Genomic DNA, 25,085 nt, shown 5'->3' on the forward strand with positions numbered 1-25,085 from the left:
CTGACGTGGTGCCCCGAGCGATCCAGACCCTCGCGACCGTCGCCGACGCCCGCGCCTTCGTCGCCGCCGAGCGCGCCGCGGGCCGCCGCATCGCGCTCGTGCCGACGATGGGCGCGCTCCACGAGGGCCACCTTGAGCTCGTGCGCGTCGCGCGTGAGCACGCCGACACGGTCGTCGCATCCGTCTTCGTCAACCCGATGCAGTTCGGCCCGCACGAGGATCTCGACCGCTACCCGCGCTCGCCCGAGGCCGACACGCAGCAGCTGATCGTGCTCGGCGCCGAGGCGGTCTTCATGCCCGAGCCCGACGAGATGTACCCGCACGGGCGCTCGAGCACCGTCGTCACCGCCGGCCACCTCGGCACCGTGCTCGAGGGGCGCAGCCGCCCCGGCCACTTCGACGGCGTCCTCACCGTCGTCACGAAGCTCCTCTCGATCGTGCAGCCCGAGGTCGCGGTGTTCGGCGAGAAGGATGCGCAGCAGCTCTTCCTCGTCCGCCGCATGGTCGACGATCTCAACCTGCCCGTCGAGGTCGTGGGCGTGCCGACGGTGCGCGAGCCCGACGGCCTCGCGCTCTCGAGCCGCAACGCGCTGCTGCGGGGCGGCGAGCGGCAGGATGCGCTCGTGCTCTCGCGCGCGCTAGAGGCGGCCGGCGCCGCGTCCGACCGCGGCGTCGAGGCGATGCTCGCGGCTGCCCAGTCGGTGTTCCAGGCCGACTCGGGCGCGCAGCTCGACTACCTCGCCGTCGTCGACCCCGCGACCTTCACCCCCGCATCCGCCGACCACCGCGGCCGCGTGCAGGTGCTCGTGGCCGCCCGGGTCGGCACCGTGCGGCTCATCGACAACCTCATCACGACCGTCCCGTAGCGCGACCACCACGCAGCGCGAGCGACCGGGGGCGGATGCGGCGCCGCCGGTAGGATCGGACGTCGTGACCGAGACGCCTGACCTGAGCACCGCCCAGCCCGCCGCCGCCCCCGAGCACGAGCGCGCCGACTGGGTCTCGCGCCTGGCCGACGAGGTCGTCGCCGAGGCCGCGCGCCGGGGCACGAAGCCCGTCGCCGCATCCGGCATCTCGCCCTCGGGCCCCGTGCACCTCGGCAACCTCCGCGAGGTCATGAGCCCCCACCTCGTCGTCGACGAGCTGCAGCGGCGGGGCGTCGACGCCGAGCACATCTTCAGCTGGGACGACTACGACCGCTTCCGGAAGGTGCCCGCGGGCATCGAGGGCGTCGACGAGGCGTGGGCCGAGCACATCGGGAAGCCGCTCACGAGCGTGCCCGCCCCTCCGGGCAGCGCCCACGACTCGTGGGCGGCGCACTTCCGCGCGCAGGCCGAGGAGGGCTTCGCGGCCGCAGGCATCCGGTACCGCGGCATCAGCCAGACCGAGCAGTACACCGCGGGCGCCTACACCGAGCAGATCCTGCACGCGATGCGCCACCGCCGCGAGATCGACGCGATCCTCGCGCAGTTCCGCACCCTGCCTGCCGCGAAGGACGAGGACGAGGAGCTGCAGCGCGCGCTCGACGCCTCCTCGGGCGCCGCGAGCGAGGGCGACGGCTCGGGCGGCGCCGAGTACTACCCCTACAAGCCGTACTGCACGCGCTGCGGCAAGGACTTCACGACGATCGAGGCGTACGACGACGACTCGACCGAGATGACCTACTCGTGCACGTGCGGGCACCGCGAGACGGTGCTGCTGCGCGAGTTCCGCTCGGGCAAGCTCGTCTGGAAGGTCGACTGGCCGATGCGCTGGGCGTACGAGCGCGTCGTGTTCGAGCCCTCGGGCGTCGACCACCAGAGCCCCGGCTCGTCCTTCCAGGTGGGGCTCGAGCTCGCGCCGGTCTTCGGCTGGGAGCGCCCGCTCGGCCCGATGTACGCGTTCGTCGGCTTCGGCGGCGTCGCCAAGATGTCGTCCTCGCGCGGCGGGGCGCCGACCCCGCTCGACGCGCTCGCGGTCATGGAGGCGCCCGTGCTGCGCTGGCTCTACGCGCGCCGCCGCATGAACCAGTCGTTCGACGTCGCGTTCGGCTCCGAGCTCCAGCGCACCTACGACGAGTGGGATGCGCTCGCCCGCAAGGCCGCGGCCGGCACGGCGGGCGACGCCGAGCTCGCGGCGCTCGAGCGCGCGACCTCGACGGCGCACGGGCCGCTGCCGGAGACGCCGCGACGCGTCGCCTACCGGACCCTCGCATCCGTCGTCGACATCACCTTCGGCGACGAGGCGCAGATCCTGCGGATCCTGGGCGGGCTCGACGCCGACGATCCGATCACGAGCCTCGACCCGCTGCGGCCGCGCCTCGACCGGGTCGAGACGTGGGTCGCGACGCACATGCCCGCCGAGGAGCACACGGCGGTGCGCACGGAGCCCGACCGCGACGCCCTCGACGCGCTCACCGAGACCGAGCGCGACGGCATCCGCCTGCTGCTCGACGGCGGCCACGGGCTGCCCCCGATCGAGGAGGCGTGGACGCTCGACGGGCTCACGTTCCAGGTCTACGGCGTCGCGAAGGTGCAGCGGGGCCTCGAGCCGGATGCGATGGTCAAGGGCGACAAGGAGCTCTCGGCCGCGCAGCGCGCGTTCTTCGCGCTGCTCTACCGCCTGCTCGTCGGCCGCGAGACGGGCCCCAGGATCCCGACCCTGCTGCTCGCGATCGGCCGCGAGCGGGTGCGGGAGCTGCTGACCTGAACCCCCGGCGGGTCGCGAAGTCTTCGTGGCCCCCGAGGTCGCAGGCGCGCTAGCGTGCCGCCATGGGCATCGCGTTCGACTTCGTCACCATCGGCATCCTCGCGGTCGGCGCGATCGTCGTCGTCGGCATCGTCGTCGCGGTCGTGCGCGCGGTCTCCCGCGGCGGCGCCGGCGTCGGCACCTCCGAGCACGACCTCACGAACCCCATGCACCCGCACAACCTGCACCACGGGCAGCACATGCGGCACCACGAGCAGGCCCACCAGCAGCACCTGCGCGACCAGCAGCTGCACCAGCACCTCCGCGACGGCCAGCCGCCTGCCCCGCCCGCGCACTGACGCGAGCACGGGGACGCCCGCCGTCGCGCCGGCGGTAGACTCGAGCCATGCCTGAGAGCTGGTGGGGGAACGCGATCTTCTCGCTCATCCCGACGATCGTGCTCGGGCTGCTGTTCTGGATGGTGCTGCGCTCGATCATCCGCGGCGACCGCACGGCCCGCAGCCGCTACGACCGCATCGAGGCCGAGGAGCGCGCCAAGCTGGGCCTGCCGCCCAAGGGCGCAGCGCCCGCGCCGGGCACCGAATCCGCACCCGCCGCCGACGTCGCGGCTCCCGCGCCCGCCGCATCCGCCCCCGATGCCGGGCCGGGTGCGCCCGCGCCGGGCGAGCGCACCGAGTAGCCGCTACGGCGCCGCCGGCGCGCCGACCGGCTGCGGCTGCTGCACCGACGGAGCCGGGGGAGCGAGCAGGTCGGCCGCGGGGCTGCCCTCGGTGAGCTGCTGCTCGCGGCGCATCGTGAAGTGCACCGCGAGGTAGGCGAGCGCGAGCGCGAGCAGGGTGATGCCGAACGAGAGCCAGTCCTCGCCCGCGACCGGCTGGGCGCCGAACGCCGACGTGCCGGTGAGTGCCAGGGGCACCATGATGAACACGTTGTTGGCGGTGTGGAGCACCGACGCGGCCTCGAGGCCGCCGGTGCGGTACGTGAGCATCGAGCACGTGAAGCCGACGAGCGAGAGCTGCAGCGTCGCCGAGATCGACGGATGCGCGTGCATGGCGCCGAAGAGCAGTCCCGTCGCGAGCCCCGTCCAGACCGCGTTGCCGAAGCGGCCGCGGAGCACCCACGGGCCGATCGCCGCGGCGGCGAGCGCGAGCAGCGAGAGCCACCACGTCGCGGGCTGCAGCAGCATGACGGCGGCGACCGGCAGCAGCATCACGAGCGCCGGCACGTAGCGGTGCCGCAACCAGCCGCCCATCATCTGCGGCAGCAGGCCGCGGAAGGTGAACTCCTCGCCGGTCGCCTGCAGCGGCGTCGTCAGCAGCACGACGGCCACGAGCCCCCAGTTGGGGTTCCACTGCCACTCGATCGACGGGTCGAGCCAGAGCGAGAGGCCGATGTAGAGCGCGAAGATCGGCAGGATCACGATCGCGGCTCGGCCGGCGGTGCCCCAGCGCCAGCGGCCGACGACGCTCGAGGCGAAGCCCGCGGCGCGCTTCCCGAACGCGGCGATCGCCACGATCGTGCCGGGGATCATCGACGCCCACGCGAGGTTGACGCCCGCCATGCCGAGCGGCGAGCCGATGGTCTCGGCGATCATGTCCGCCGCGAACTCGGTCTCGTCCGTCGGGACCGCGGTGGGGTCGAGCCGCAGGAAGAAGTCGACCATGCCCGGCATGAGCAGGGCGAGGGAGATGAGCTGCCCGGCGAAGAAGAACCCGATCGCGATCGCCCACGCGAGGAACCAGCGGCCCACGCGGCGCTCGAGCGGCTGGAGCACCTGCGTGTAGGCGAGGCCCGACATCGGCAGCGCGGCGGGCAGCAGCGCGGGCTTCTTGGGGGGCGGCTGCATCGGGTAGCCCGGCTGGGCGTAGCCGGATGCGTACGGCGCTTGTGCGTATTGCGGCTGCCCGTAGGGCGCCTGTCCGTACTGCGGCTGCCCGAAGGCCGGTTGCGCGTACTGCGCCTGTCCGTGCTGCGCCGGTCCGTACTGCGCCTGCCCGTACTGCGGCTGCCCGTAGGTCGGCTGCCCGTAGGTCGGCTGCGCGTGCTCCGGCTGCGCGTGCTGCGCCTGCCCGGGCTGCGGCTGTCCATACTCCGGCTGCGGGTACAGCTCGGCGTGCGTGGGCTGCGCCGGGGGCTGCTGCGGGTGCTGGGGCTGCTGGGGCTGCTGGGGCTGGGCCTGCGGATCCCAGGGCTGAGGCTGATCGGTCACCGTGCTCCTCGTGTCTCCCCTCGAGGCTATCGGCGTCGGTTCTGCGTTCGATGAGGATCGACCGAGAGGCACTCGCGGGGCCCCGCCGGGCGGCGCGGGCCCGCCGGCTGCGGCACCGCATCCGCCGTCGCGCCGACAGCGAACACGCACGCGTCGCGCCGGGCCCCGCGGCTACGCTCGGAGGCAAGGAAGGGAGGCAGCGATGTTCGAGAGATTCACCGACCGCGCTCGCCGGGTCGTGGTGCTCGCCCAGGAAGAGGCGAAGCTGCTCAACCACAACTACATCGGCACGGAGCACATCCTGCTCGGCCTCATCCACGAGGGCGACGGCGTCGCCGCCAAGGCGCTCGAGCAGCTCGGCATCTCGCTCGACGCGGTGCGCGCGCAGGTGCAGGACATGATCGGCACCGGCAGCCAGCAGAACACGGGCCACATCCCCTTCACGCCGCGCGCGAAGAAGGTGCTCGAGCTGAGCCTCCGCGAGGCGCTGCAGCTCGGCCACAACTACATCGGCACCGAGCACGTGCTGCTCGGCCTCATCCGCGAGGGCGAGGGCGTCGCCGCGCAGGTGCTCGTGAAGCTGGGCGCCGACCTCAACCGCGTGCGCCAGACGGTCAACCAGCTCCTCGCCGGCTATCAGGGCAAGGAGTCGACGACGGTCGGCGGCGACCAGACGCAGCAGTCCGACGCCAAGGGCTCGCAGATCCTCGACCAGTTCGGCCGCAACCTCACGCAGGCCGCGCGCGACGGCAAGCTCGACCCGGTCATCGGCCGCGAGAAGGAGATCGAGCGGGTCATGCAGATCCTCTCGCGCCGCTCGAAGAACAACCCGGTGCTCATCGGCGAGCCCGGCGTCGGCAAGACCGCCGTCGTCGAGGGCCTCGCGCAGGCGATCGTCAAGGGCGAGGTGCCCGAGACGCTCAAGGACAAGCAGGTCTACACGCTCGACCTCGGCAGCCTCATCGCCGGCAGCCGCTACCGCGGCGACTTCGAGGAGCGCCTGAAGAAGGTGACGAAGGAGATCCGCACCCGCGGCGACATCATCACCTTCATCGACGAGATCCACACGCTCGTCGGCGCCGGTGCCGCGGAGGGCGCGATCGACGCGGCCAACATCCTCAAGCCGCTGCTCGCGCGCGGCGAGCTGCAGACGATCGGCGCGACGACGCTCGACGAGTACCGCAAGCACTTCGAGAAGGATGCCGCGCTCGAGCGCCGCTTCCAGCCGATCCAGGTGAACGAGCCGTCGGTCGCCCACACGATCAACATCCTCAAGGGCCTGCGCGACCGCTACGAGTCGCACCACAAGGTGACGATCACCGACGGCGCGCTCGTCGCCGCCGCGAACCTCGCCGACCGCTACGTGCAGGATCGCTTCCTGCCCGACAAGGCGATCGACCTGATCGACGAGGGCGGCGCCCGCCTGCGGCTGTCGATCCTCTCGGCTCCGCCCGAGCTGCGCGAGTTCGACGAGCGCATCGCCGACGTCCGCTCCCGCAAGGAGGGCGCGATCGAGGGCCAGGACTTCGAGGCGGCAGCGCGCCTGCGCGACGAGGAGAAGGAGCTGCTCGGCGAGCGGCTGCGCCTCGAGAAGCAGTGGCGCTCGGGCAACGGCGGCCCCACCGGCGTGCTCGACGAGGGCGTGATCGCCGAGGTGCTCGCGAACGCGACCGGCATCCCGGTGTTCAAGCTCACCGAGGAGGAGTCGGCTCGCCTCGTCTTCATGGAGAAGGCGCTGCACCAGCGCGTCATCGGCCAGGAGGAGGCCGTCAGCGTGCTCGCGAAGACGATCCGTCGGCAGCGCGCGGGCCTCAAGGACCCGCGTCGCCCCTCGGGCTCGTTCATCTTCGCCGGCCCCACGGGCGTCGGCAAGACCGAGCTCGCGAAGGCGCTCGCCGAGTTCCTCTTCGACGACGAGGACGCGCTGATCTCGCTCGACATGTCGGAGTTCAGCGAGAAGCACACCGTCTCGCGGCTCTTCGGCGCCCCTCCCGGGTTCGTCGGCTTCGAGGAGGGCGGCCAGCTCACCGAGAAGGTGCGCCGCAAGCCGTTCTCGGTGGTGCTCTTCGACGAGATCGAGAAGGCGCACGTCGACATCTTCAACTCGCTCCTGCAGATCCTCGAGGAGGGCCGCCTCACCGACGGCCAGGGTCGCGTGGTCGACTTCAAGAACACCGTCATCATCATGACGACCAACCTCGGCACGAAGGACATCTCGGGCGGCCCGGTCGGCTTCGTCATGGAGGGCTCGAGCGAGAACGACTACGAGCGGATGCGCGCGAAGGTCCGCGAGGAGCTCAAGAAGAACTTCAAGCCCGAGTTCCTCAACCGCGTCGACGAGACGATCGTCTTCCCGCAGCTCAGCCCCGACGAGCTGCTGCAGATCGTCGACCTGTTCATCAAGCGCCTCTCGGAGCGCCTGCTGGACCGCGACATGACGATCGAGCTCACCGAGGCGGCCAAGCGCCGGCTTATCGAGATCGGCCACGACCCGGCGCTCGGCGCGCGGCCCCTGCGTCGCGCGGTGCAGCACGAGATCGAGGACGTGCTGAGCGAGAAGATCCTGCACAACGAGCTCGGCGCGGGCGAGCACGTGTCGGTCGACTTCGCCGACGGGGAGTTCGTGTTCACGCACGACACCCCCGAGCCGCACCAGCCGGAGCTCGAGCCCGTCGACGCCTGATCCCTCCCACCGCGAGCGCGCGGCGGCCCTCCCGGGCCGCCGCGCGCTCCGTGCTTCACCGGCTGTTCACCATGCCGCCACAGAAATCTCTCGCGATCCGCGTCGACGCTCCCTAGGCTCTCGTGTGGTGCGTCATGCGCCGGTCCCGTCCCCTTGCATCCGGAGATCCTGTGAACAAGACCATGAAGCGCAGCGCGGCGATCGGCGCCGCCTGCGCCGTCGGACTGGGCCTCGTCGCCCTGCCGCAGGCGGCCGTCGCCGCCCCGATCGACGTCGACCCCGACACCACGGCGGTCGTGAGCCTCCTCCACTTCAACGACTTCCACGGCCGGCTCGACAAGGCCACGACCGTGCAGTTCGCCGGCACGATCGAGCGCCTCCGCGCCGACTACCCGTCCTCGACCGTGCTGCTCTCGGGCGGCGACAACATCGGCGCCTCGAACTTCACCTCCGCGTCGCAGCAGGACGAGCCGACGCTCGAGGTGCTCAACGCGCTCGAGGTCGACGCGGCCGCCGTCGGCAACCACGAGTTCGACCGCGGCGTCGACGACCTCACGGGGCGCGTCGACGCCCTCGCCGACTTCCCCTACCTCTCGGCCAACGTCACGCGCGACGGTGCGCCCATCGGGCCGGCCTTCGAGACCTTCGAGATCGACGGCATCACGGTCGCCGTCGTCGGCGCCGTCACCCAGCAGACGCCGAGCCTCGTCGACGGCTCCGGCATCGTCGGCCTCGAGTTCGGCGACCCCGTCGCGGCCGTCAACGCGGTCGCGGCTGAGCTGAGCGACGGCGACGCCGCCAACGGCGAGGCCGACGTCGTCGTCGCCGAGATCCACGACGGCTCGCAGCTCACCCTGCCGGCGAACGCCCCGCAGTCCGAGCAGGAGGCGACCTTCGCGCCCGACGCGGCAGCCGGCGGCGCCTTCGGCGACATGGTCAACGGCCTCTCCGCCGACGTCGACGTGATCTTCAACGGCCACACGCACCGCACCTACTCGTGGCTCGCGCCCGTCCCCGGCGTCGAGGGCGCGACGCGCCCGATCGTCCAGTCGAACGAGTACTCCAACCTCATCGGCCAGGTCGTCCTCGCCGTCGACCGCGCGAGCGGCGATGTCTCCGTCGAGGTGCTCGCGAACCACGCGCGCACGACCGACGCGGTCGCCGGGCTCGTCGCCGAGTACCCGCGCGCGGCGGCGGTGCAGCAGATCGTCGACGCGGCCGTCGACCGCGCCGCGGTCATCGGCAACGTCGAGGTCGGCACGATCTCGGGCCCCATCACGGTGCCCGCGCTCTCGAACGGCAACCGCGGCGAGGAGTCGACCTCCGCGCAGATGGTCGCCAACATGTACCGCGACCAGCTCGCCGACGCGAGCCGCGGCGGGGCCGACATCGGCGTCGTCAACCCCGGCGGCGTGCGCGACAGCTTCCTCTACGAGCCCACCGCGCCCGAGACCGAGCCCGGCATCGTGCGCCTCGCCGAGGCCAACACGATGCTGCCGTTCATCAACAACCTGTGGTCGATCACGATGACGGGCGCGCAGCTCGACACGCTGCTCGAGCAGCAGTGGCAGCGCACCGCCGCGGGCGAGCCGCTCACGACCGGCCGCACGTATCTGCAGCTGGGCCTGAGCGACAACGTGACCTACGTCTCCGATCCCAGCCGCGCGTTCGACGACCGCGTGAGCGACATCGCGATCGACGGCGAGCTCATCACGCCCGACCAGGAGATCCGCGTCGCGAGCGCGTCGTTCCTCATGGGCGTCAACGGCGGCACGCCGGGGGACAACTTCTGGGCGTTCGCGGAGGGCACCGACGAGCGCGACTCGGGCCTCGTCGACCAGGATGCGCTGCTCGCGTACCTCGCCGCGAACCCGGGCCTCGCGCCCGACTACAGCGTGCGCCACGTCGACGTCGTGGGCCTGCCCGACGGCGCGGTCGACGCCGGCGCCGAGGTGGCCGTCGAGGTGCGCCAGGTCGACCGGATCCGCTCGCTCGGCGCCGAGGCGTCGACGACGGTCGAGGTCGTCGACGAGAGCGGAGCCGTCATCGGCTCGGGCGACGTCGTCGTCCAGAACGACGCCCAGGGCGCCCCGCTCACGACCGCGGCCGAGGTCACGTTCACGGCGACCTTCGCCGGCGACGGCACCGAGCCGGCGCTGCAGACCTACGCGCTGCGCGCCGACAACGGCACGCTCATCCCGTTCCAGGTGCTCGTGACCCCCGCCCCGGCGACCGGCTCCGGTCCGGGCCACCCGGTGTTCGGCGACGCGCACCCGGTGCACGGCGACGACCACCCCGGCCGCGCGGTCGGCCGCGGCGGTGAGCACCCCGTCTTCGGCGAGCTCCCCGGCAAGGGCAAGCGCGCCTTCTGATCCGCACGCGCATCGGGGGCTCGGGCACGCGCTCGGGCCCCCGCTGCGCGCGTAGGCTCGGACGGTGACCACACGAGCGGCGACGACAGCATCCGCCATCAGCGTCCGGCCCGCGCGCACGGGCGACGTCCGCGCGATGCAGGCGCTCATCGAGCCCTACGTGCGGCGGCGCATCCTGCTCGGCAAGGAGCTCGTCACCCTCTACGAGGCGGTGCAGGAGTTCGTGGTCGCCGAGCGCGACGGGGAGCTCGTGGGATGCGGTGCCCTCCACGTGCTGTGGGAGGACCTCGGCGAGGTGCGCACGATCGCCGCGGCCGAGGGCGCGGTGGGCAAGGGCGTCGGCCACGCGATGCTCGAGGCGCTCGAGGAGCGCGCACGCGCGCTCGGCCTCTCGCGCCTGTTCTGCCTGACGTTCGAGACCGAGTTCTTCGGCCGGCACGGCTACCGGGAGGTCGGCGAGGAGATCGTCGACGACGCCGTGCGCGCCGAGCTGCTGCGATCGCCCGACGGCGGCGTCGCGGAGTTCCTCGACCTCGCGCACGTGAAGCCGAACACGCTCGGCAACACGCGCATGCTCAAGCAGCTCTGAGCCCCGGCTCGCCTACCCTGGATCGGTGAGCAGGGGACCATCGGCGAAGCGCCGCGCAGCCGTGCGGCGGCGTCGCACGATGCTGGGCCTCGGCGTGCTCGTGCTGATCGCGGCGCTCGTCGCGCTGCTCGTGTGGCGCCCGTGGGAGGGCGCCGACGCCCCGCAGTCGCCAGCCGCGAGCGAGACGCCCGATGCCGCGAGCGAGGCGCCGCAGCCGAGCGAGACGCCCGAGCCCACGCAGTCGCAGCCGTTCACGCCGATCGGCGGCGACCCGTCGGCCGCGGCGAGCGCGCCGTGCGAGCCCGAGCAGATCCGCCTCACGCCGCAGACCGATCGCAGCATCTACTCCGGCGACGACCCCGTGCGGCTCTCGTTCACGATCGAGAACACCGGCGAGGCCGCGTGCGCGCTCAACGCGGGCACGAGCGTGCAGGAGTACGAGATCCGCACCGGCGACGAGGTCGTCTACCGCTGGACGGACTGCGCGACCGACGTGAGCGACAACGTCGTGGCGCTGCAGCCGGGAGCCCCGCAGTCGACCGTGCCGATCGAATGGGACCGGACGCGCTCGTCGAGCGATGCGTGCTCGGGCGAGGGGCAGCCGGTCACGGCGGGCGGCGCCGCCTACTGGCTCAGCGTGAGCGTGGGCGAGTACACGAGCCAGGACGAGCGGCAGTTCATCCTCGAGTAGGGGCGGCTGGGTCTCGCGACGGGTGCGGCCTCCGGCCGCGCCCTCCTCGACGCAGCGCCCTCCTCAACGCTGGGGCTCCGGGCGCAACGCTGCTGCGCAGCATTGCGCCCGCAGCCCTCAGAACTCCGGCACGGCGACGGGCTGCCGCACCGGCGCGCTCTCCCGCCGACCGGCGCTGATCGCCTCGGGGATGGCGTTGCGCACGAGCGCGACGTCCTCGTCGATCACCCGCTGGTAGCCGAGCCGCCGCGCCTCGGCGACCCGCCGCTTCGCGCTCGAGGCCGCGCGGATCTCGCCCGCGAGCGAGATCTCGCCGACCGCCGCGAGCCGCCGGGGGAGCGCCACCTGGTGCTCGGCGCTCGCGATCGCGAGCGCGATCGCGAGGTCGGCGCCGGGTTCGGTGAGCCGCATGCCCCCGACCGTCGAGACGTAGACGTCCTTGCCGCCGAGCCGCAGCCCCGTGTGCCGCTCGAGCACCGCGAGCACCATTGCGACGCGCGACGAGTCGACGCCGTTGACGACCCGTCGCGGCTGCGGGGTGGATGCGTCGACGACGAGCGCCTGCACCTCGACGGGGATCGCGCGGCGCCCCTCGAGCGCGACCGTGACGCACGTGCCCGCGAGCGGGGTCGTCGAGCGCGAGAGGAACAGGCCCGAGGGGTCGGGCACCTCGACGATGCCGTCGCCGGTCATCTCGAAGCAGCCCACCTCATCCGTCGGCCCGAAGCGGTTCTTCGACGTGCGCACGAAGCGCAGCGCCGTCTGTCGGTCGCCGTCGAAGTGCGCGACGACGTCGACGAGGTGCTCGAGCGCGCGGGGGCCTGCGACCGAGCCGTCCTTCGTCACGTGCCCGACGAGCAGCAGCGGCACGTCGGCCGACTTCGCCGCGCGCGTGAGCGCGGCCGCGACGTCGCGCACCTGGCTCGGGCCGCCCGCGAGGCCGTCGTTGTCGGCGTTGGCGACCGTCTGCACCGAGTCGACGATGACGAGCTCGGGCTCCGCGTCGCGCAGCTGGCCGAGGATCGTCGCGAGGTCGGTCTCGCTCGCGAGGTAGAGCTGCGGCTCGAGCGCGCCCGTGCGCTCCGCGCGCAGCCGCACCTGGGCGAGCGACTCCTCGCCCGAGACGTACAGCACGCGCCGACCGGCGGCCGCGGCGCGTGCCGCGACCGCGAGCAGCAGCGTCGACTTCCCGACGCCCGGCTCGCCCGAGCACAGCACGACCGCTCCCGGCACGATGCCGCCGCCGAGCACGCGGTCGAACTCGCCGATCCCGGTCGGCCAGCGCGGCGCATCCGTGGCCTCGAGCTCGGTGATGGGGCGTGCGGCCCGGCCCGCGGGCACCGCGGCCGGGCGCACGCGGCCGACGGGAGCGCCGGCCTCCTCGACGGTGCCCCACTGCTGGCATTCGCCGCAGCGCCCGACCCACTTGAGCGACGTCCAGCCGCACTCGGAGCAGCGGAACGCGGGAGCCTTGGCCATGGGAGCGAGGCTATCGCCGGCCGCCGACGCGCCGTGCGACCGCCGCGCCCGCCTGTCAGCGCCGACGGCCCGCGACCGGCTAGCGTAAGCGACATGCTCACCGTCGGCTCCATCGTGATCCGCTGCACCGACCTCGAGCGCCAGCTGATGTTCTGGACGGCGGCGCTCGACTACGAGCCGCGCCTCCCGCTCGAGACCGACTTCGCGCTGCTGCGTCCGCGCGGCGGCGCCGGCCCCAACGTGTCGCTCGACGCCGTGCCGTCCGAGCGCGTCCTGCCGCCGCGCATCCACCTCGACCTCTACGCCGACGACCAGCCGGCCGAGGTCGAGCGCCTCGAGTCGCTCGGCGCCCAGCGCGTGCATTGGCCCAAGCGCCCCGACGACGCCGACTACGTGATCATGGAGGATCCCGAGGGCAACCGATTCTGCGTCGTCGACGCGGCACCGGGAGCCGCGGCATGACGGCCAACGTGCGGGACGCCACGATCGACGACGCGGCGGGCATCGCGCGCGTGCGCGTCGAGACGTGGCGCGCGGCCTACGGGGGCCTCGTGCCGCAGGAGATGCTCGACCGCATGGACGTCGACCGCGAGACCGCGCGCCGCATGGAGCACTGGGACGAGCTGCACGCTGACGATCGCGTGCACGACCTCGTTGCGGTCGTCGACGGCGAGGTCGTCGGCTGGGCGCTCGCGGGCCCCGCGCGCGACCAGGACGCCCCCGCGACCGGCGAGCTCTACGCGATCTACGCGCTCGCCGACCGCTGGTCGCGCGGCGTCGGCCACGCGCTGCTCGCCGAGGCCGAGCGGCGCCTGCGCGCCGACGGGCACGACGCGGCCTACCTGTGGGTGCTGCTCGGCAACGCCCGCGCGACCGCCTTCTACGAGTCGCACGGCTGGCGCTGCGACGACGGCGAGAAGGTCGAGGAGGGCATGCACGAGCGACGGTTCGTGCGCAGCCTCGCCCCGTGACGTTCGCGCGCGGTTCCGGGCTCGTGTAAGGTATCCCCTTGGTGACGTGTCCGAGCGGCCGAAGGTGCGACTCTCGAAAAGTCGTGTAGGGCAACCCCCTACCGTGGGTTCAAATCCCACCGTCACCGCCACCGGATGCCCCGCCCCTGCAGGCGGGGCATCCGTCGTCTGTGCGGGGTCTGGACTTCTGCGCGCGCGTCTGGCTTGATGGTGCCGACGCAGCGCACGCCACCGCGGCCGCGGCGGCGACGGCGCTCCCGAGGAGGCCCGATGCCCGGTCCCGACCCGCTCGCATCCCTGGATGCGCAGCTCGACCGCCTGCGGGCGCTCTACCGCGAGCTGCACCGCGCGCCCGAGCTCAGCATGGCCGAGCACGCGACGGCCGACAGGATCGCCGCCGAGCTCGAGCCGCTCGGCTACGCGATCCACCGCATCGGCGGCACGGGCGTCGTCGGGGTGCTCGCCAACGGCCCGGGACCCGTGGTGCTCGCGCGCGCCGACACCGACGCGCTCCCCGTCACGGAGGCCACGGGGCTCGACTACGCATCCGCGACCCCCGGCGTCATGCACGCGTGCGGCCACGACCTGCACATCGTCGCGCTGCTCGGCGCGGCGGGGCAGCTCGCCGCGCACCGCGACGCGTGGTCGGGCACGCACATCGCGCTGTTCCAGCCCGGGGAGGAGACCGCCGCGGGCGCCCAGGCGATGCTCGACGACGGGCTCGTCGCCCGGATCCCGAAGCCCGACGTCGCGCTCGCCCAGCACGTGATGCCCTTCGAGGCGGGCGTCGTCGCGACCGCCGCGGGCCCGGTGCTCTCGGCCGGCGACTCGCTGCGCATCACGGTGCACGGCCGCGGCGCCCACGGCTCGATGCCGCACAACGCCGTCGACCCCGTCGTGCTCGCCGCCTCGATCGTGCTGCGGCTGCAGACGATCGTCTCGCGCGAGACGCAGCCGGGGCAGTTCGCCGTCGTCACGGTCGGCGCCTCGAACGCGGGCGCGAAGTCGAACGTCATCCCCGACCGCGCCGAGCTGCTGCTCAACGTGCGCACCTACGACACGGCGCTGCGCGAGCGCATCCTCGCGGCGATCGAGCGCATCGTGCGGGGCGAGTGCGCCGCGGCCGGCTCGCCGAGGGAGCCCGAGTTCGAGCCGTACGACCGGTTCCCGCTCACCGACAACGACCCGGCCGTCACGGCACGGGTGACGGATGCGTTCCGTCGCCGCTTCGGCGCCGACCGGGTCGTGCAGGCGGTGCCGGCCACCGCATCCGAGGACTTCTCCCGCGTCCCCGACGCCTTCGGCACGCCGTACACCTACTGGTTCGTCGGCTCCACGCCCGCCGACGTCTACCGCGCGGCCGTCGAGCGCGGCACCGTCGCCGCCGACGTGCCCGCCAACCACCAGCCCGGCTTCGCGCCGGCGATCGACCCGACGCTCGAGACGATGGTGCGGGCGCACGCGATCGCGGCGCTCGCCTGGCTCGCACCCGAGGAGGCAGCATGACCGCGCAGGCGCCCACCGCATCCGCCACCGACTGGCGGCCGAACGACCGCTGGCTGCTGGGCATCGTGCTCGCGGTCATCAACTTCTGGCTCTTCGCGCAGACGCTGCTCAACATCATCCCCGGCATCCAGGGCGAGCTGGGCGTCGAGCAGACGATCGCCAACCTCGCCGTCTCGCTCACGTCGCTGTTCTCGGGCATCTTCATCGTCGTCGCGGGCGGCCTCGCCGACCGCATCGGGCGCATGCGGATCCTCGCGATCGGCATCTGGCTGAGCATCGCCGGGTCGCTGCTCATCGCGCTCACCCCCGAGGACGCCGGCGCGCTGACCGACGCGATGCTGCTGGGCGGCCGCGCGGTGCAGGGACTCTCGGCGGCGTGCGTCATGCCGTCGTCGATGGCGCTCATCAAGGCGTACTACGACGGCAAGGAGCGGCAGCGCGCGCTGTCGTTCTGGTCGATCGGCTCGTGGGGCGGCTCGGGGCTCTGCGCCCTCTTCGGCGGCGTGATGGCGACGTCGTTCCTCGGCTGGCGCTCGATCTTCTGGATCTCGATCGTGCTCTCGCTGCTCGCCCTCCTGCTGCTGCGCGGCACCCCCGAGTCGCGGGCGCCGCGCGCGGACGGCACGCGCCACGGCTTCGACTGGGGCGGGCTCGCCGCCTTCATCGTGGCGCTCCTCGCGAGCAACGTCTACATCTCGCAGGGGCCGCAGCTCGGGTGGTTCTCGCCCGCCGGCCTCGGGCTCATCGCGCTCGCGGTGATCGCGGGGCTGCTCTTCCTCCAGATCGAGACGAAGCACGCGCACGCGTTCCTCGACCTGAAGCTCTTCGCGAACGGCACCTTCACGGGCGCGACGCTGTCGAACTTCCTGCTGAACGGCGCCGCCGGCACCCTCATCGTCTCGCTCGGCCTCGTGCAGGTCGCGGCGGGCCTGAGCGCCCTGCAGTCGGGGCTGCTGACGCTCGGCTACCTCATCGCGATCCTCGCCACCATCCGGGTCGGCGAGAAGCTGCTGCAGCGCTTCGGGCCGCGCCGGCCGATGCTGTGGGGATCGATGATCACGGGCGTCGGCATCCTGCTGTGCTCGATGACGTTCCTGCACATCGGCGAGTACATCGTGCTGAGCGTCATCGGCTTCACGCTCTTCGGCATCGGCCTCGGGTTCTACGCCACCCCGTCGACGGATGCGGCGCTCTCGAACGTGCCCGACGCCCAGGTCGGCGCGGCGAGCGGCATCTACAAGATGGCCTCGTCGCTCGGCAACGCGATCGGCGTCGCGATCTCGGCGGCGCTGTTCGTCGCGGGGCAGGGCGTCGACCCGTCGATCATCGAGTCGTGGGGGCTCTTCCTCGGCCGGCAGGACAACCTCGCGCTGCGCTTCGGCGGTGCGCTCGGCCTGCTGTTCAACGTGCTGATGGTGGCGATCGCGATCGCGTCGATCATCCTCACGGTGCCGCGCGACCGGCCGAGGGCGGAGCGCGAGCGCAAGGAGGTCCCGCCCCCGCCGATCGGCAACTGACCGGGGCCGGCGTCGCCGGCGCGGCCGGGTGCGAGGCGCGTCAGCGCCGCCCGCCCGGACCGGGCCTGCCGCCGCGCCCGTGGCCGCCGCGGCGCCGAGGCCGGTTCGGCGGCGGCGTGGGCTTCGGCTTTGACGGCCGCGGCTTCGCGCCGGTCGGCCGCCCGGAACCGGTCGGCTCGGGCTCGCGATCCCGCTCGCCGCGCGACGAGCCGGGCCGACGGCCGCGCACGATGCCGATGAGCTCCTGGTGCAGCGGCGAGTCGGCGGCGCGCAGCCACGCGAGCGCGATCGTGGTGCGCGGCAGGTCGGTGACGACGCGGTGCCGCGTCTCCGGCCCCGCGAGCGCGCGCGCGACGGCCATCGGCACGATCGCGAGGCCCGCCCCGGTCGCAGCGGTCTCGAGCAGCTGCTGCGGCGTCATCGAGCCCTGCTCGAGCATGGGCTCGCCGGCGAGGTCGGCGGTCGTGACGGTCTCGAACGCCACGATCGGATGCCCCTTCGCGGCGACGACGACCGGCAGCTCGTCGTAGAGCCGCACGACGTGCAGGCCGTCCTCGGCGACCGGGAGGCGGAGGAGCGACGCGTCGACGCGTCCCTCGTGGAGGGCGGCGACCGCATCAGCCTCGTCGATCGCGACGAGCTCGGCCGGCACGTCGGGCACGCGCTCGGCCCAGACGCGCAGCCACTTCGCCGGGGTCACCCCCGGCACGCCTCCCAGCCGGAACCGCTCCATGCGCCCAGTCTGCCGTGCGCGGGCGGCGCCGCCCGGCTCAGACCCGCTCGAGGAACGCCACGACGTCGGCGAGCTCCTCGGCGACGATCGAGTGCGCGCGGTGGTACGTGCGGCGCTCGACCGCGAAGTGGGCATCGAGCCACGGGTGCGACCGCGCGATCTTGTCGGGGTGGATGACCTGGTCGAGGTCGCCGATCGTCGTCAGCAGCGGGATGCGCGGCTCGCGCGCGGCGAGCGCCGCGTCACCGGGCAGCTCGCCCGCGTGGACGAAGGATGCGATGTGCACGATCGAGGCGAAGCGGTCGGGCGCGAGGCGCGCGAGCTGCACCGCCATCGCGCCGCCCTGCGAGAAGCCGAGCAGGTGCACGCGCGCGAAGGGCCGCTCGAGCCCGTCGAGCCACGCGAGCACCGCGTGCGCGGCCTCGTCGATCAGCGTGTGGTCGTCGCTGTCGACGGGCGAGAACTCGAACCACGCGAAGCCGCCGCCGTAGGGGATCGGCGCGCGCAGCGACGCGACCGTCATCGCGGCCGGCAGGTGCGGCGCGAGCCCGATGAGGTCGCCCTCGTGCGAGCCGATCCCGTGCATGACGACCAGCAGGTCGCCCCCGTCCGCGCCCTCGCGCCACTGCACCGCATCCGCGTCGATCTGCACGTCGACCGCCCCCTCTCGCCCGGCGTCCGCCGTGCGGCGGAGCCCTCGAGGACACCGTAGCCTCGAAGCATGGCTGACACCTCGGCGACCACGAAGGTGCTCGCCCCGGTCGGCGGCGGGCGCGGGGGCGGCCGGCGCCGACCCGCGCGCCGGGGCCGCATCGACCGGGTCGTCTCGCTCGACGCCGCTCGCGGCATGCTCGTGCTCGCGACGGCCTTCTGGCTCGCCGCGCCCCGGCGCCCCTTCCCGGCCTCCGAGGCGTGGGGCAGCGTCGGCCTCGACGCGGTCGTGCTGCCCGCGTTCGCGTTCGTGATGGGGTGCGCGCACGCGATGGCGCAGCACCGCGACTGGACCTCCGGCGGTCGCGTGGTGCGGCGCACGCTCGTGCTGCTGCTGCTCGGCATGCTCATCGCCGCGGTCGCGGCGCTCGTCGCGGGCGCCGGCGCGGGCATCGCCTTCGACCCCGAGGCGGGCACGCTCGGCGGCCTCGAGCGCATCCGCGTCACGGGCCCGCTCGTGCAGCTCGGCGTCGCGACCGCCGCGCTCGGCTTCCTCGGCCTCCTCGCGCGCAGCTGGGCGGGATGGGCCTTCGCGGTCGCGGTCGCGACGCTGCTCGGCGCCGGCGCCCTCTGGCTCGCCACGGCGCTGTGCGGCGAGCTGAGCGACCGCTGCAGCCCCGCGACGCTCGTCGTGACCGGGGTCGCGGATGCGGCGGGCACGACGGCAGACCCGCTCGTCACCGCGGGCCTCGCCACGGTGCTCGGCGGGCTCGGCCTCGCGCTGCCCGCGGCCGCAGGCGCCGCGCTCGTGCACGCGCTGCTGCGGGCCCGCAGCGTCACCGCCCACCAGCGCGGCCGCGTGATCGGCTACGGGCTGCTCGCGGCGCTGCTGTTCTCGATCCTCGGGATCCTCGCCTACTTCACCCCGACGGTGTGGGGGCAGCAGCCGCTGCAGCCGTCGACGGCGCTCTGGACCCCGCCGCTCACGCTCGCCGTCGCGGCGCTCGCGGCGCTCCTCGCGACCGCGATGCACCCGGCCATCGACACCGACCTGCGCGGGGGCACCTCGGCGCTCGGGCCCTTCGCGCGGCCGTTCGCGGCCGTCGGCCGCATCAGCCTGCTCGCCGTCGGCGTCACGCTCGCGCTGCGCACGGCGCTCGACGCGGCGACCCCGAGCCCCGTCGCGTGGTTCGCGCGGCTCGGCGACATCCCGTCGATCGTCCTCGGGCTCGCGGTCGCGGCGGCATGGCTGCTGCTCGCGCTCTGGGCCGACCGCTCGGGGCGCCGCCTTCGCCCCTGAGCAGGCCGCCGGATCCGGCCCCGGAGGCCGCAGCCGCATCCGCCCGCCTCGCCCCAGCGCCCGCGAGCCGGGCACAATGGGGGCCATGGCAGTGCGCACCCCCGACCCGAACCCCGGCTGGCTCAGCGACGACGAGCTGCAGCAGGCGCGCGAGCGGCTGCCGATCCTCTACGTCGAGGCGATCCCGGTGCGGGTCGACGGGCTCGGGCAGGTGACCGAGGTGGGGCTGCTGCTGCGCATGAACGCGCAGAGCGAGATGACGCGCACCGTGGTCTCGGGCCGCGTCATGCGCGGCGAGCGCGTGCGCGACGCGCTCTACCGCCACCTCGAGAAGGACCTCGGGCCGATGGCCTTCCCGCAGCTGCCGGCGGCGCCCGCGCCGTTCCACATCGCCGAGTACTTCCCGCTGCCGGGCGACGGCATCTTCCACGACGAGCGGCAGCACGCGGTCTCGCTGTGCTTCATCGTGCCGGTGACGGGCACGTGCGATCCGCGCCAGGACGCGCTCGAGCTCACATGGCTCACGCCCGAGGCGGCCGCGAGCGAGCTCGTCGCGAGCGAGATGGAGGGCGGGCGCGGCTCGCTCGTGCGCGCGGCCCTCGCGCACCTCGGCGCGCTGCGGTGACCTCGTCGCGCCGGGTCGGGCGCGCGCGATGACGCCGTGTGGAGGATGCGCGAGGTCGCGCTCCGTAGGCTTGCGGGCATGAGCGCCCAGCACCAGGTGACCCTCGAGTGGGGCGAGGCCGGCATGCGCGCGGCCGTCGCCGACGTGATCGTGATCGCCGACGCCGACCGCGGCCCGGAGACCGAGGCGCTGCTCCGGCTCGCCGGCCGCACCGCCCTCGTCCTCGAGGCGACGCTCGAGAACGCCGACGTCGTCGCGCGCGCCGCGCTCGACGAGCAGGAGCGCCTCGGCGAGCGCGCGGCGATCGCGATCGTGGCGGCGGGCGAGCGGTGGGCCGACGGGTCGCTGCGCCCGAGCGCCGCCGACCAGCTCGTCGCCGGTCGCGTCGTCGACGCGCTCGCCGAGCTCGGCATCGACTTCCACAGCCCCGCGTGCGCCATCGCGTGCGCCGCCGCCGTCGCGCTGCGCGGCGCGACCAAGGCCCTCGTGGGCGCCGAGGCCGCCGCGCTCGCGCCCGCCCACGCCCACGCCCACGCCACCGCCACCGCCGGAGGAGACCGATGACCTGGAACGCCGACCCCGCCCGCTACGACTCGATGCGGTACCGCCGCGCGGGCAGCTCGGGCCTCAAGCTGCCGGAGCTCACGCTGGGCCTCTGGCACAACTTCGGCGACGACGTCCCGCTCGAGCGCCAGCGCAGCATCCTCACGACCGCGTTCGACCGCGGCATCACGCACTTCGACCTCGCGAACAACTACGGCCCGCCGTTCGGCGCCGCCGAGGTCAACGCGGGCCGCGTGCTCGCGACCGACCTCGCCGCCCATCGCGACGAGATCCTCGTGACGACGAAGGCCGGCTGGGACATGTGGCCCGGCCCCTACGGCATCGGCGGCAGCCGCAAGTACCTCGTCGCGAGCCTCGACCAGTCGCTCGCGCGCCTGGGCCTCGACTACGTCGACATCTTCTACCACCACCGGCCCGACCCAGACACGCCGCTCGAGGAGACGATGGCCGCGCTCGACCACATCGTGCGCACGGGCCGCGCGCTCTACGTGGGCGTGTCGAGCTACTCGGCCGCCGACACCCGGCGCGCGCACGAGATCCTCAGCGACCTCGGCACGCCGCTGACCATCCACCAGCCGTCGTACTCGATGCTCAACCGCTGGATCGAGACGGATGGGCTGCTCGACACCGCGGGCGAGCTCGGCATCGGGGTCATCGGCTTCACCGCGCTCGCGCAGGGTCTGCTGACGGGCAAGTACCTCGGCGGCGTGCCCGCCGACTCGCGCGCCGGGCGCGGCGCCGCCCGCAAGCCGCTCGACCCGAACGTCTCGGCCGACGCCGCCGAGCGCATCCGCGGCCTCGCCGCGATCGCCGAGCAGCGCGGGCAGACGCTCGCGCAGCTCGCGCTCGCGTGGGCGCTGCGCGACGAGCGCATGACGTCGCTCACGATCGGCGTCTCGCGCGTCGAGCAGCTCGAGCAGAACCTCGGCGCCCTCGAGGGCCCGCCCCTCACCCCCGACGAGCTCGCCGCGATCGACGACCTCGCGCGCGACGAGCCGGGCGTCGACCTGTGGGCGGGGGCGCGCGACTCGCGCGGTTGAGCAGGATCGCGCCTTGCGCAGATATGCGCCTCGCGTAGACTGACCGTGCCCCGCACCGTTGCCGCTTCGCCGCTGCGCGCGCCCGGGCAACCTGCGGATCGGTGACTGCGCCCTCCGCGGCACGGTCACCACGAGAGGCACACGAGATGCGCGGTCGCCCCCTTGCCCTGGTCCTGGCGCTCGGCGTCGCGCTCGGCGTCATGAGCCCCGCGGGGATCGCGAGCGCGACGAGCGCGCCGCAGGATCCCGTCGGCGGGGTCACGGCATCCGAGACGCCGACGGCGACCGAGTCGCCGACGGCGACCGAGCCGCCTGCGCCCACGCAGACCCCGGCGCCGAGCGAGCCCGCACCGTCCGCTCCTCCCACCGAGACGCCCGCTCCCACGGAGACCGCGTCGTCGGCGATCCCGGAGGCGCCGGTCGCCGACGCTCCCGAGGCGCTCGACCGCCCCGCTGCGCCGGAGCCGACCGCGTTGCCGTCGATCTGGATGACGGCCGATGCCACGTGGGTGCGCTTCGGCCGCAAGGTCACGGTCACGGGCAAGGTGTGGGAGGGATCGACGGGCATCGCCGACGCTCCTGTGCGCATCGTCGGCCTCTCCGCCCGCACGGGTCGCTGGGAGCTCCTCGCGACGGTGCCCACGCGGGCCGACGGCCGGTTCACGTACGCGTTCACGCCGCTGTCGGGCTACCGCATCAAGGCCGAGATCCTGGCGGACGAGCGGCTCCGAGCCGCGGCGAGCCGCTCGCGGTCGTTCGTCGTCCAGCCCGGCATCGCGAACGTCACGCCGAGAGGCACGAGCTCCGTCTCGATCGGCGCCGAGCACGTCGTGACGGGCGCGCTCTACGCGCAGCTGGAGGGGCGGCGGGTCAAGCTCGAGGGCTACTCCTCGCGGGGCTGGACGACCATCGTCCAGACGTACGCGTCATCGACGGGCGCCTTCGCGCTGCGGTACACGGTGCGCGATGCGAGCATCAGCAGGCTCCGGGTCGTGGTCCCCTCCGGCGGCGGCCTCGTCGTCGCGGCGGCGCCGCAGCTCGCGCTGCGCGTGCTCTCGACCCCGCAGCAGCTCGCCGCCGCGCACCCGCCGTGCTTCGGAGCGGCCGCCATCCTCGACGCCGCGTGCTCCACGACGGGCACGGCCGGCGCGCTCGCGCCCACCACGGACAGCAGCCGCCTGTTCGCGCAGACCGGCGGGGCCTTCTCGAGCGCGTGCTGGCAGTCCGACAAGACCGCCCTCGTCCCGATCTGCCACGCGGGCAGTTCGCGGTCGGACGCGCTGCGCGTGGCGTTCATCGGCGATTCGCACGCCGCCGGCTACTTCGCGACGATGAAGCGCGAGTTCGAGTACTGGAACTGGAGCGTCGACAGCTACCTCGGCGTCAGCTGCCGATGGGAGCACGTGCCCCGCGGCCACGGCTGCGAGCCGCGGTACCGACAGCTGGCCGCGGCCGCCGCCTCGGGCGAGTACGACCTCGTCGTCTACACCGGGCTGCGCTTCCCCTATGCGGACCGACCCGAGGAGGCCGTCGAGATCCGGGACCGCTACGCGGCCGCCTGGCGGCCGGTCGTCGATGCCGGCATCCCGCTCATCGTCATGGGCGACTTCCCGCACATCGGCGGGGCGCTGTCGTGCGTGACGGAGTCGCCGGGCGCGGCCCCGTTCGGCTGCGCCGTGCCGCAGACATACGGCACGAGGGGGCACGACCCGATCCTCGAGGCCGCGGCGCTCGTGCCGGGCGTGCGCGTCGTCGACCCCATGCGCTACTTCTGCATCGACGGCTCGTGCCCGCTCGTCATCGGCGGCGCCATCGTCTACCGTGACGCGCACCACCTCACCGGGACGTACCTCACATCGGTGTCGTCGAAGATCATGTGGGAGCTGCGCCGGGCCGCCCGCTGACGCAGCGCATCCGCCCCTGTCGCGTGTGGGCGGCCCGCACTAGCGTTGCGCCGTGGCCACGACGACGAGGTCCCAGGGCGAGCGCACGTTCCTGCACGTGCTCGCCAACACCGCGCTCGCGAACATCACGACGGCGTTCGTCTGGTTCGCGCTGACCTTCTGGGTGTACCTCGAGACCGGGAGCGTGCTCGCGACCGGGGTGGTCGGCGGCGCCTACATGCTCTTCGTCGCCTTCGGCAGCATCCTCTTCGGCTCGCTCGTCGACCACCACCGCAAGCTGCGCGTCATGCTCGTCTCGGGCGTGTGCACGCTCATCGCGTTCGCGACTGCGGGCGTCATGATCCTGCTGCTGCCCGAGCCGCTGCTGCTGCAGCTCACCGCCCCCTGGCTGTGGCTGTTCATGGCGGTGATCCTCGCGGGGTCGATCGTCGAGCAGCTGCGCAACATCGCGCTCTCGACGACCGTGACGCTGCTCGTGCCCGACGAGCGCCACGCGAACGCCAACGGCATGGTCGGCACGGTGCAGGGCGTCGCGTTCGCCATCACGAGCGTCTTCTCGGGGCTCTCGATCGGGCTGCTCGGCATGGGGTGGACGATCGCGATCGGGATCGTCGCGATCGCGGTCAGCCTCGTCCACCTGCTGACGCTGCGCATCCCGGAGGACGTCGTCGCCCAGCAGCCCGACGACGCGGCGCGCGGCATCGATCTGCGCGGCTCGATCCGCGCCGTGCTCGGCATCGGCGGGCTGTTCGCGCTCATCCTCTTCTCGACGTTCAACAACCTCATCGGCGGCGTCTACATGGCGCTCATGGACCCGTACGGCCTCGAGCTGTTCGAGGTCGAGGCGTGGGGCGCCGTGCTCGGGGTCTCGTCGACCGGCTTCATCATCGGCGGGCTCGTGATCGCGCGGTTCGGGCTCGGCCGCCGGCCCATCCGCACGCTCCTGCTCGTCGTGATCGCGATGGGGGTGCTCGGCGCGCTGTTCACGATCCGCGAGTGGTGGTGGCTCTACGGACTCGGCATCTGGGCCTACATGGCGATCATCCCTGCGGCCGAGGCCGCCGAGCAGACCGTCATCCAGCGCGTCGTGCCGCTGCATCGGCAGGGGCGCGTCTTCGGCTTCGCGATGGCGTTCGAAGCGGGGGCCGCCCCGATCACCGCGTTCCTCATCGCGCCCATCGCGCAGTTCCTCATCCTGCCCTGGGCGCGCTCGCCCGAGGGCGCCGCGGCGCTCGAGCCGCTGCTCGGCACGGGAGAGGCGCGCGGGATCGCCCTCATCTTCCTCGTCGCGGGCATCGTGACGACGCTCGCGGGTGCGCTCGCCTTCACGACGCGGTCCTATCGGCGCATCAGCGAGAGCTACGACGCGGCCGTGCCCGAGGGCGACGACCCTGCCGAGGCGTCACCCGACGGTGCCCCGGGCCCCGCGCCGGCCGCGCGCGCGGGCGTCACCGAGGGCGGGCCGGATGCGGCGGACCCGGTCGCGCGGGATCCGTCGGGCGGCGCGGTGAGCGATGCCGGCAGGGCGCCCGGAGCCGAGTAGCGCGCGAGCACGGGCTCGGC

At 73.6% G+C, this 25,085-nt stretch carries 22 protein-coding genes and 1 tRNA gene; 19 read left to right on the forward strand and 4 right to left on the reverse strand.

Annotated features, from left to right (window positions below; genetic code table 11):
- Positions 1 to 8 precede the first annotated feature (8 nt).
- The 4 genes from panC to BLT67_RS13595 all read left to right on the forward strand — a co-directional run bounded on the left by panC (position 9) and on the right by BLT67_RS13595 (position 3,367).
- Positions 9 to 866: a pantoate--beta-alanine ligase gene (gene panC, locus BLT67_RS09000; protein WP_231945458.1), complete on the forward strand. Its 858-nt coding sequence runs from the start codon at positions 9 to 11 to the stop codon at positions 864 to 866.
- Positions 867 to 930: 64 nt separating this feature from the next.
- Positions 931 to 2,688 (forward strand): lysine--tRNA ligase, encoded by a 1,758-nt coding sequence (locus BLT67_RS09005; RefSeq protein ID WP_331712123.1) that lies wholly within the window; start codon positions 931 to 933, stop codon positions 2,686 to 2,688.
- A gap of 62 nt (positions 2,689 to 2,750) precedes the next feature.
- Positions 2,751 to 3,026, forward strand: a complete 276-nt coding sequence (locus BLT67_RS09010; protein WP_092666704.1) for a hypothetical protein — start codon at positions 2,751 to 2,753, stop codon at positions 3,024 to 3,026.
- 47 nt (positions 3,027 to 3,073) lie between these two features.
- Positions 3,074 to 3,367 (forward strand): hypothetical protein, encoded by a 294-nt coding sequence (locus BLT67_RS13595; RefSeq protein ID WP_092666705.1) that lies wholly within the window; start codon positions 3,074 to 3,076, stop codon positions 3,365 to 3,367.
- Positions 3,368 to 3,370: 3 nt separating this feature from the next.
- Here BLT67_RS13595 and BLT67_RS09020 read toward each other — a convergent pair whose 3' ends face one another.
- On the reverse strand, positions 3,371 to 4,897 hold the full coding sequence (locus BLT67_RS09020) for a CPBP family intramembrane glutamic endopeptidase (protein WP_092666706.1): 1,527 nt from the start codon (positions 4,895 to 4,897) through the stop codon (positions 3,371 to 3,373).
- A gap of 202 nt (positions 4,898 to 5,099) precedes the next feature.
- On the opposite strand from BLT67_RS09020, the gene BLT67_RS09025 reads away from it, so the two are divergent.
- The 4 genes from BLT67_RS09025 (at position 5,100) to BLT67_RS09040 (ending at position 11,232) form a co-directional block, all read left to right on the forward strand.
- Positions 5,100 to 7,580 (forward strand): ATP-dependent Clp protease ATP-binding subunit, encoded by a 2,481-nt coding sequence (locus tag BLT67_RS09025; RefSeq protein WP_092666707.1) that lies wholly within the window; start codon positions 5,100 to 5,102, stop codon positions 7,578 to 7,580.
- A gap of 170 nt (positions 7,581 to 7,750) precedes the next feature.
- Positions 7,751 to 9,952, forward strand: coding sequence for a bifunctional metallophosphatase/5'-nucleotidase (locus BLT67_RS09030; protein WP_172802006.1), 2,202 nt, complete (start codon positions 7,751 to 7,753; stop codon positions 9,950 to 9,952).
- A 64-nt stretch (positions 9,953 to 10,016) separates the two neighbouring features.
- Entirely contained in the window at positions 10,017 to 10,541 is a 525-nt protein-coding gene (locus BLT67_RS09035) for an amino-acid N-acetyltransferase (protein ID WP_172802007.1), read from the forward strand.
- Between the two features lie 25 nt (positions 10,542 to 10,566).
- Positions 10,567 to 11,232, forward strand: coding sequence for a hypothetical protein (locus BLT67_RS09040; protein WP_157674300.1), 666 nt, complete (start codon positions 10,567 to 10,569; stop codon positions 11,230 to 11,232).
- Positions 11,233 to 11,349: 117 nt separating this feature from the next.
- On the opposite strand, the gene radA is transcribed toward BLT67_RS09040, so the two are convergent.
- A complete protein-coding gene (radA, locus tag BLT67_RS09045; RefSeq protein ID WP_092666710.1) occupies positions 11,350 to 12,711 on the reverse strand; it encodes a DNA repair protein RadA in 1,362 nt (453 codons plus the stop codon).
- A 93-nt stretch (positions 12,712 to 12,804) separates the two neighbouring features.
- On the opposite strand from radA, the gene BLT67_RS09050 reads away from it, so the two are divergent.
- The 5 genes from BLT67_RS09050 (at position 12,805) to BLT67_RS09070 (ending at position 16,705) form a co-directional block, all read left to right on the forward strand.
- Positions 12,805 to 13,173 (forward strand): VOC family protein, encoded by a 369-nt coding sequence (locus tag BLT67_RS09050; protein ID WP_092666711.1) that lies wholly within the window; start codon positions 12,805 to 12,807, stop codon positions 13,171 to 13,173.
- On the forward strand, positions 13,170 to 13,682 hold the full coding sequence (locus BLT67_RS09055) for a GNAT family N-acetyltransferase (RefSeq protein ID WP_092666712.1): 513 nt from the start codon (positions 13,170 to 13,172) through the stop codon (positions 13,680 to 13,682). Before BLT67_RS09050 ends, BLT67_RS09055 begins: the two co-directional genes overlap by 4 nt.
- A 40-nt stretch (positions 13,683 to 13,722) precedes the next feature.
- Positions 13,723 to 13,813 (forward strand) — tRNA-Ser (locus tag BLT67_RS09060).
- A gap of 139 nt (positions 13,814 to 13,952) precedes the next feature.
- A complete protein-coding gene (locus BLT67_RS09065; RefSeq protein WP_092666713.1) occupies positions 13,953 to 15,188 on the forward strand; it encodes an amidohydrolase in 1,236 nt (411 codons plus the stop codon).
- Positions 15,185 to 16,705, forward strand: coding sequence for an MFS transporter (locus tag BLT67_RS09070; protein WP_092666714.1), 1,521 nt, complete (start codon positions 15,185 to 15,187; stop codon positions 16,703 to 16,705). Before BLT67_RS09065 ends, BLT67_RS09070 begins: the two co-directional genes overlap by 4 nt.
- A 40-nt stretch (positions 16,706 to 16,745) precedes the next feature.
- Here BLT67_RS09070 and BLT67_RS09075 read toward each other — a convergent pair whose 3' ends face one another.
- Entirely contained in the window at positions 16,746 to 17,438 is a 693-nt protein-coding gene (locus BLT67_RS09075) for a LysR family transcriptional regulator substrate-binding protein (RefSeq protein WP_157674301.1), read from the reverse strand.
- Positions 17,439 to 17,475: 37 nt separating this feature from the next.
- Positions 17,476 to 18,090, reverse strand: coding sequence for an alpha/beta hydrolase (locus BLT67_RS09080; protein WP_092666716.1), 615 nt, complete (start codon positions 18,088 to 18,090; stop codon positions 17,476 to 17,478).
- Between the two features lie 69 nt (positions 18,091 to 18,159).
- Here BLT67_RS09080 and BLT67_RS09085 point away from each other — a divergent pair, with 69 nt between their 5' ends.
- From BLT67_RS09085 to BLT67_RS09110, 6 genes are all read left to right on the forward strand, one after another.
- Positions 18,160 to 19,389, forward strand: coding sequence for a hypothetical protein (locus BLT67_RS09085; protein ID WP_092666717.1), 1,230 nt, complete (start codon positions 18,160 to 18,162; stop codon positions 19,387 to 19,389).
- Between the two features lie 85 nt (positions 19,390 to 19,474).
- On the forward strand, positions 19,475 to 20,014 hold the full coding sequence (locus BLT67_RS09090) for an NUDIX hydrolase family protein (RefSeq protein WP_092666718.1): 540 nt from the start codon (positions 19,475 to 19,477) through the stop codon (positions 20,012 to 20,014).
- A gap of 78 nt (positions 20,015 to 20,092) precedes the next feature.
- Entirely contained in the window at positions 20,093 to 20,578 is a 486-nt protein-coding gene (locus BLT67_RS09095; protein ID WP_092666719.1) for a hypothetical protein, read from the forward strand.
- Positions 20,575 to 21,618: an L-glyceraldehyde 3-phosphate reductase gene (mgrA, locus tag BLT67_RS09100; protein WP_092666720.1), complete on the forward strand. Its 1,044-nt coding sequence runs from the start codon at positions 20,575 to 20,577 to the stop codon at positions 21,616 to 21,618. The genes BLT67_RS09095 and mgrA overlap by 4 nt, the downstream gene beginning before the upstream one ends.
- A gap of 146 nt (positions 21,619 to 21,764) precedes the next feature.
- Positions 21,765 to 23,522 (forward strand): SGNH hydrolase domain-containing protein, encoded by a 1,758-nt coding sequence (locus BLT67_RS09105; RefSeq protein WP_092666721.1) that lies wholly within the window; start codon positions 21,765 to 21,767, stop codon positions 23,520 to 23,522.
- 52 nt (positions 23,523 to 23,574) lie between these two features.
- A complete protein-coding gene (locus BLT67_RS09110; protein WP_092666722.1) occupies positions 23,575 to 25,065 on the forward strand; it encodes an MFS transporter in 1,491 nt (496 codons plus the stop codon).
- Positions 25,066 to 25,085: the final 20 nt, after the last annotated feature.

Origin of the sequence: Agrococcus carbonis (assembly GCF_900104705.1) — a bacterium.
GTDB lineage: Bacteria > Actinomycetota > Actinomycetes > Actinomycetales > Microbacteriaceae > Agrococcus > Agrococcus carbonis.

Excerpts from the sequence above, each read along its gene's own strand:
- BLT67_RS09075 (WP_157674301.1), bottom strand. The coding sequence starts at position 17,438 with ATGGAGCGGTTCCGGCTGGGAGGCGTGCCGGGGGTGACCCCGGCGAAG.
- BLT67_RS09065 (WP_092666713.1), top strand. The coding sequence starts at position 13,953 with ATGCCCGGTCCCGACCCGCTCGCATCCCTGGATGCGCAGCTCGACCGC.
- BLT67_RS09050 (WP_092666711.1), top strand. The coding sequence starts at position 12,805 with ATGCTCACCGTCGGCTCCATCGTGATCCGCTGCACCGACCTCGAGCGC.
- BLT67_RS09070 (WP_092666714.1), top strand. The coding sequence starts at position 15,185 with ATGACCGCGCAGGCGCCCACCGCATCCGCCACCGACTGGCGGCCGAAC.
- BLT67_RS09105 (WP_092666721.1), top strand. The coding sequence starts at position 21,765 with ATGCGCGGTCGCCCCCTTGCCCTGGTCCTGGCGCTCGGCGTCGCGCTC.
- BLT67_RS09010 (WP_092666704.1), top strand. The coding sequence starts at position 2,751 with ATGGGCATCGCGTTCGACTTCGTCACCATCGGCATCCTCGCGGTCGGC.
- BLT67_RS09095 (WP_092666719.1), top strand. The coding sequence starts at position 20,093 with ATGAGCGCCCAGCACCAGGTGACCCTCGAGTGGGGCGAGGCCGGCATG.
- BLT67_RS13595 (WP_092666705.1), top strand. The coding sequence starts at position 3,074 with ATGCCTGAGAGCTGGTGGGGGAACGCGATCTTCTCGCTCATCCCGACG.
- mgrA (WP_092666720.1), top strand. The coding sequence starts at position 20,575 with ATGACCTGGAACGCCGACCCCGCCCGCTACGACTCGATGCGGTACCGC.
- BLT67_RS09055 (WP_092666712.1), top strand. The coding sequence starts at position 13,170 with ATGACGGCCAACGTGCGGGACGCCACGATCGACGACGCGGCGGGCATC.
- BLT67_RS09090 (WP_092666718.1), top strand. The coding sequence starts at position 19,475 with ATGGCAGTGCGCACCCCCGACCCGAACCCCGGCTGGCTCAGCGACGAC.
- BLT67_RS09085 (WP_092666717.1), top strand. The coding sequence starts at position 18,160 with ATGGCTGACACCTCGGCGACCACGAAGGTGCTCGCCCCGGTCGGCGGC.
- BLT67_RS09025 (WP_092666707.1), top strand. The coding sequence starts at position 5,100 with ATGTTCGAGAGATTCACCGACCGCGCTCGCCGGGTCGTGGTGCTCGCC.
- radA (WP_092666710.1), bottom strand. The coding sequence starts at position 12,711 with ATGGCCAAGGCTCCCGCGTTCCGCTGCTCCGAGTGCGGCTGGACGTCG.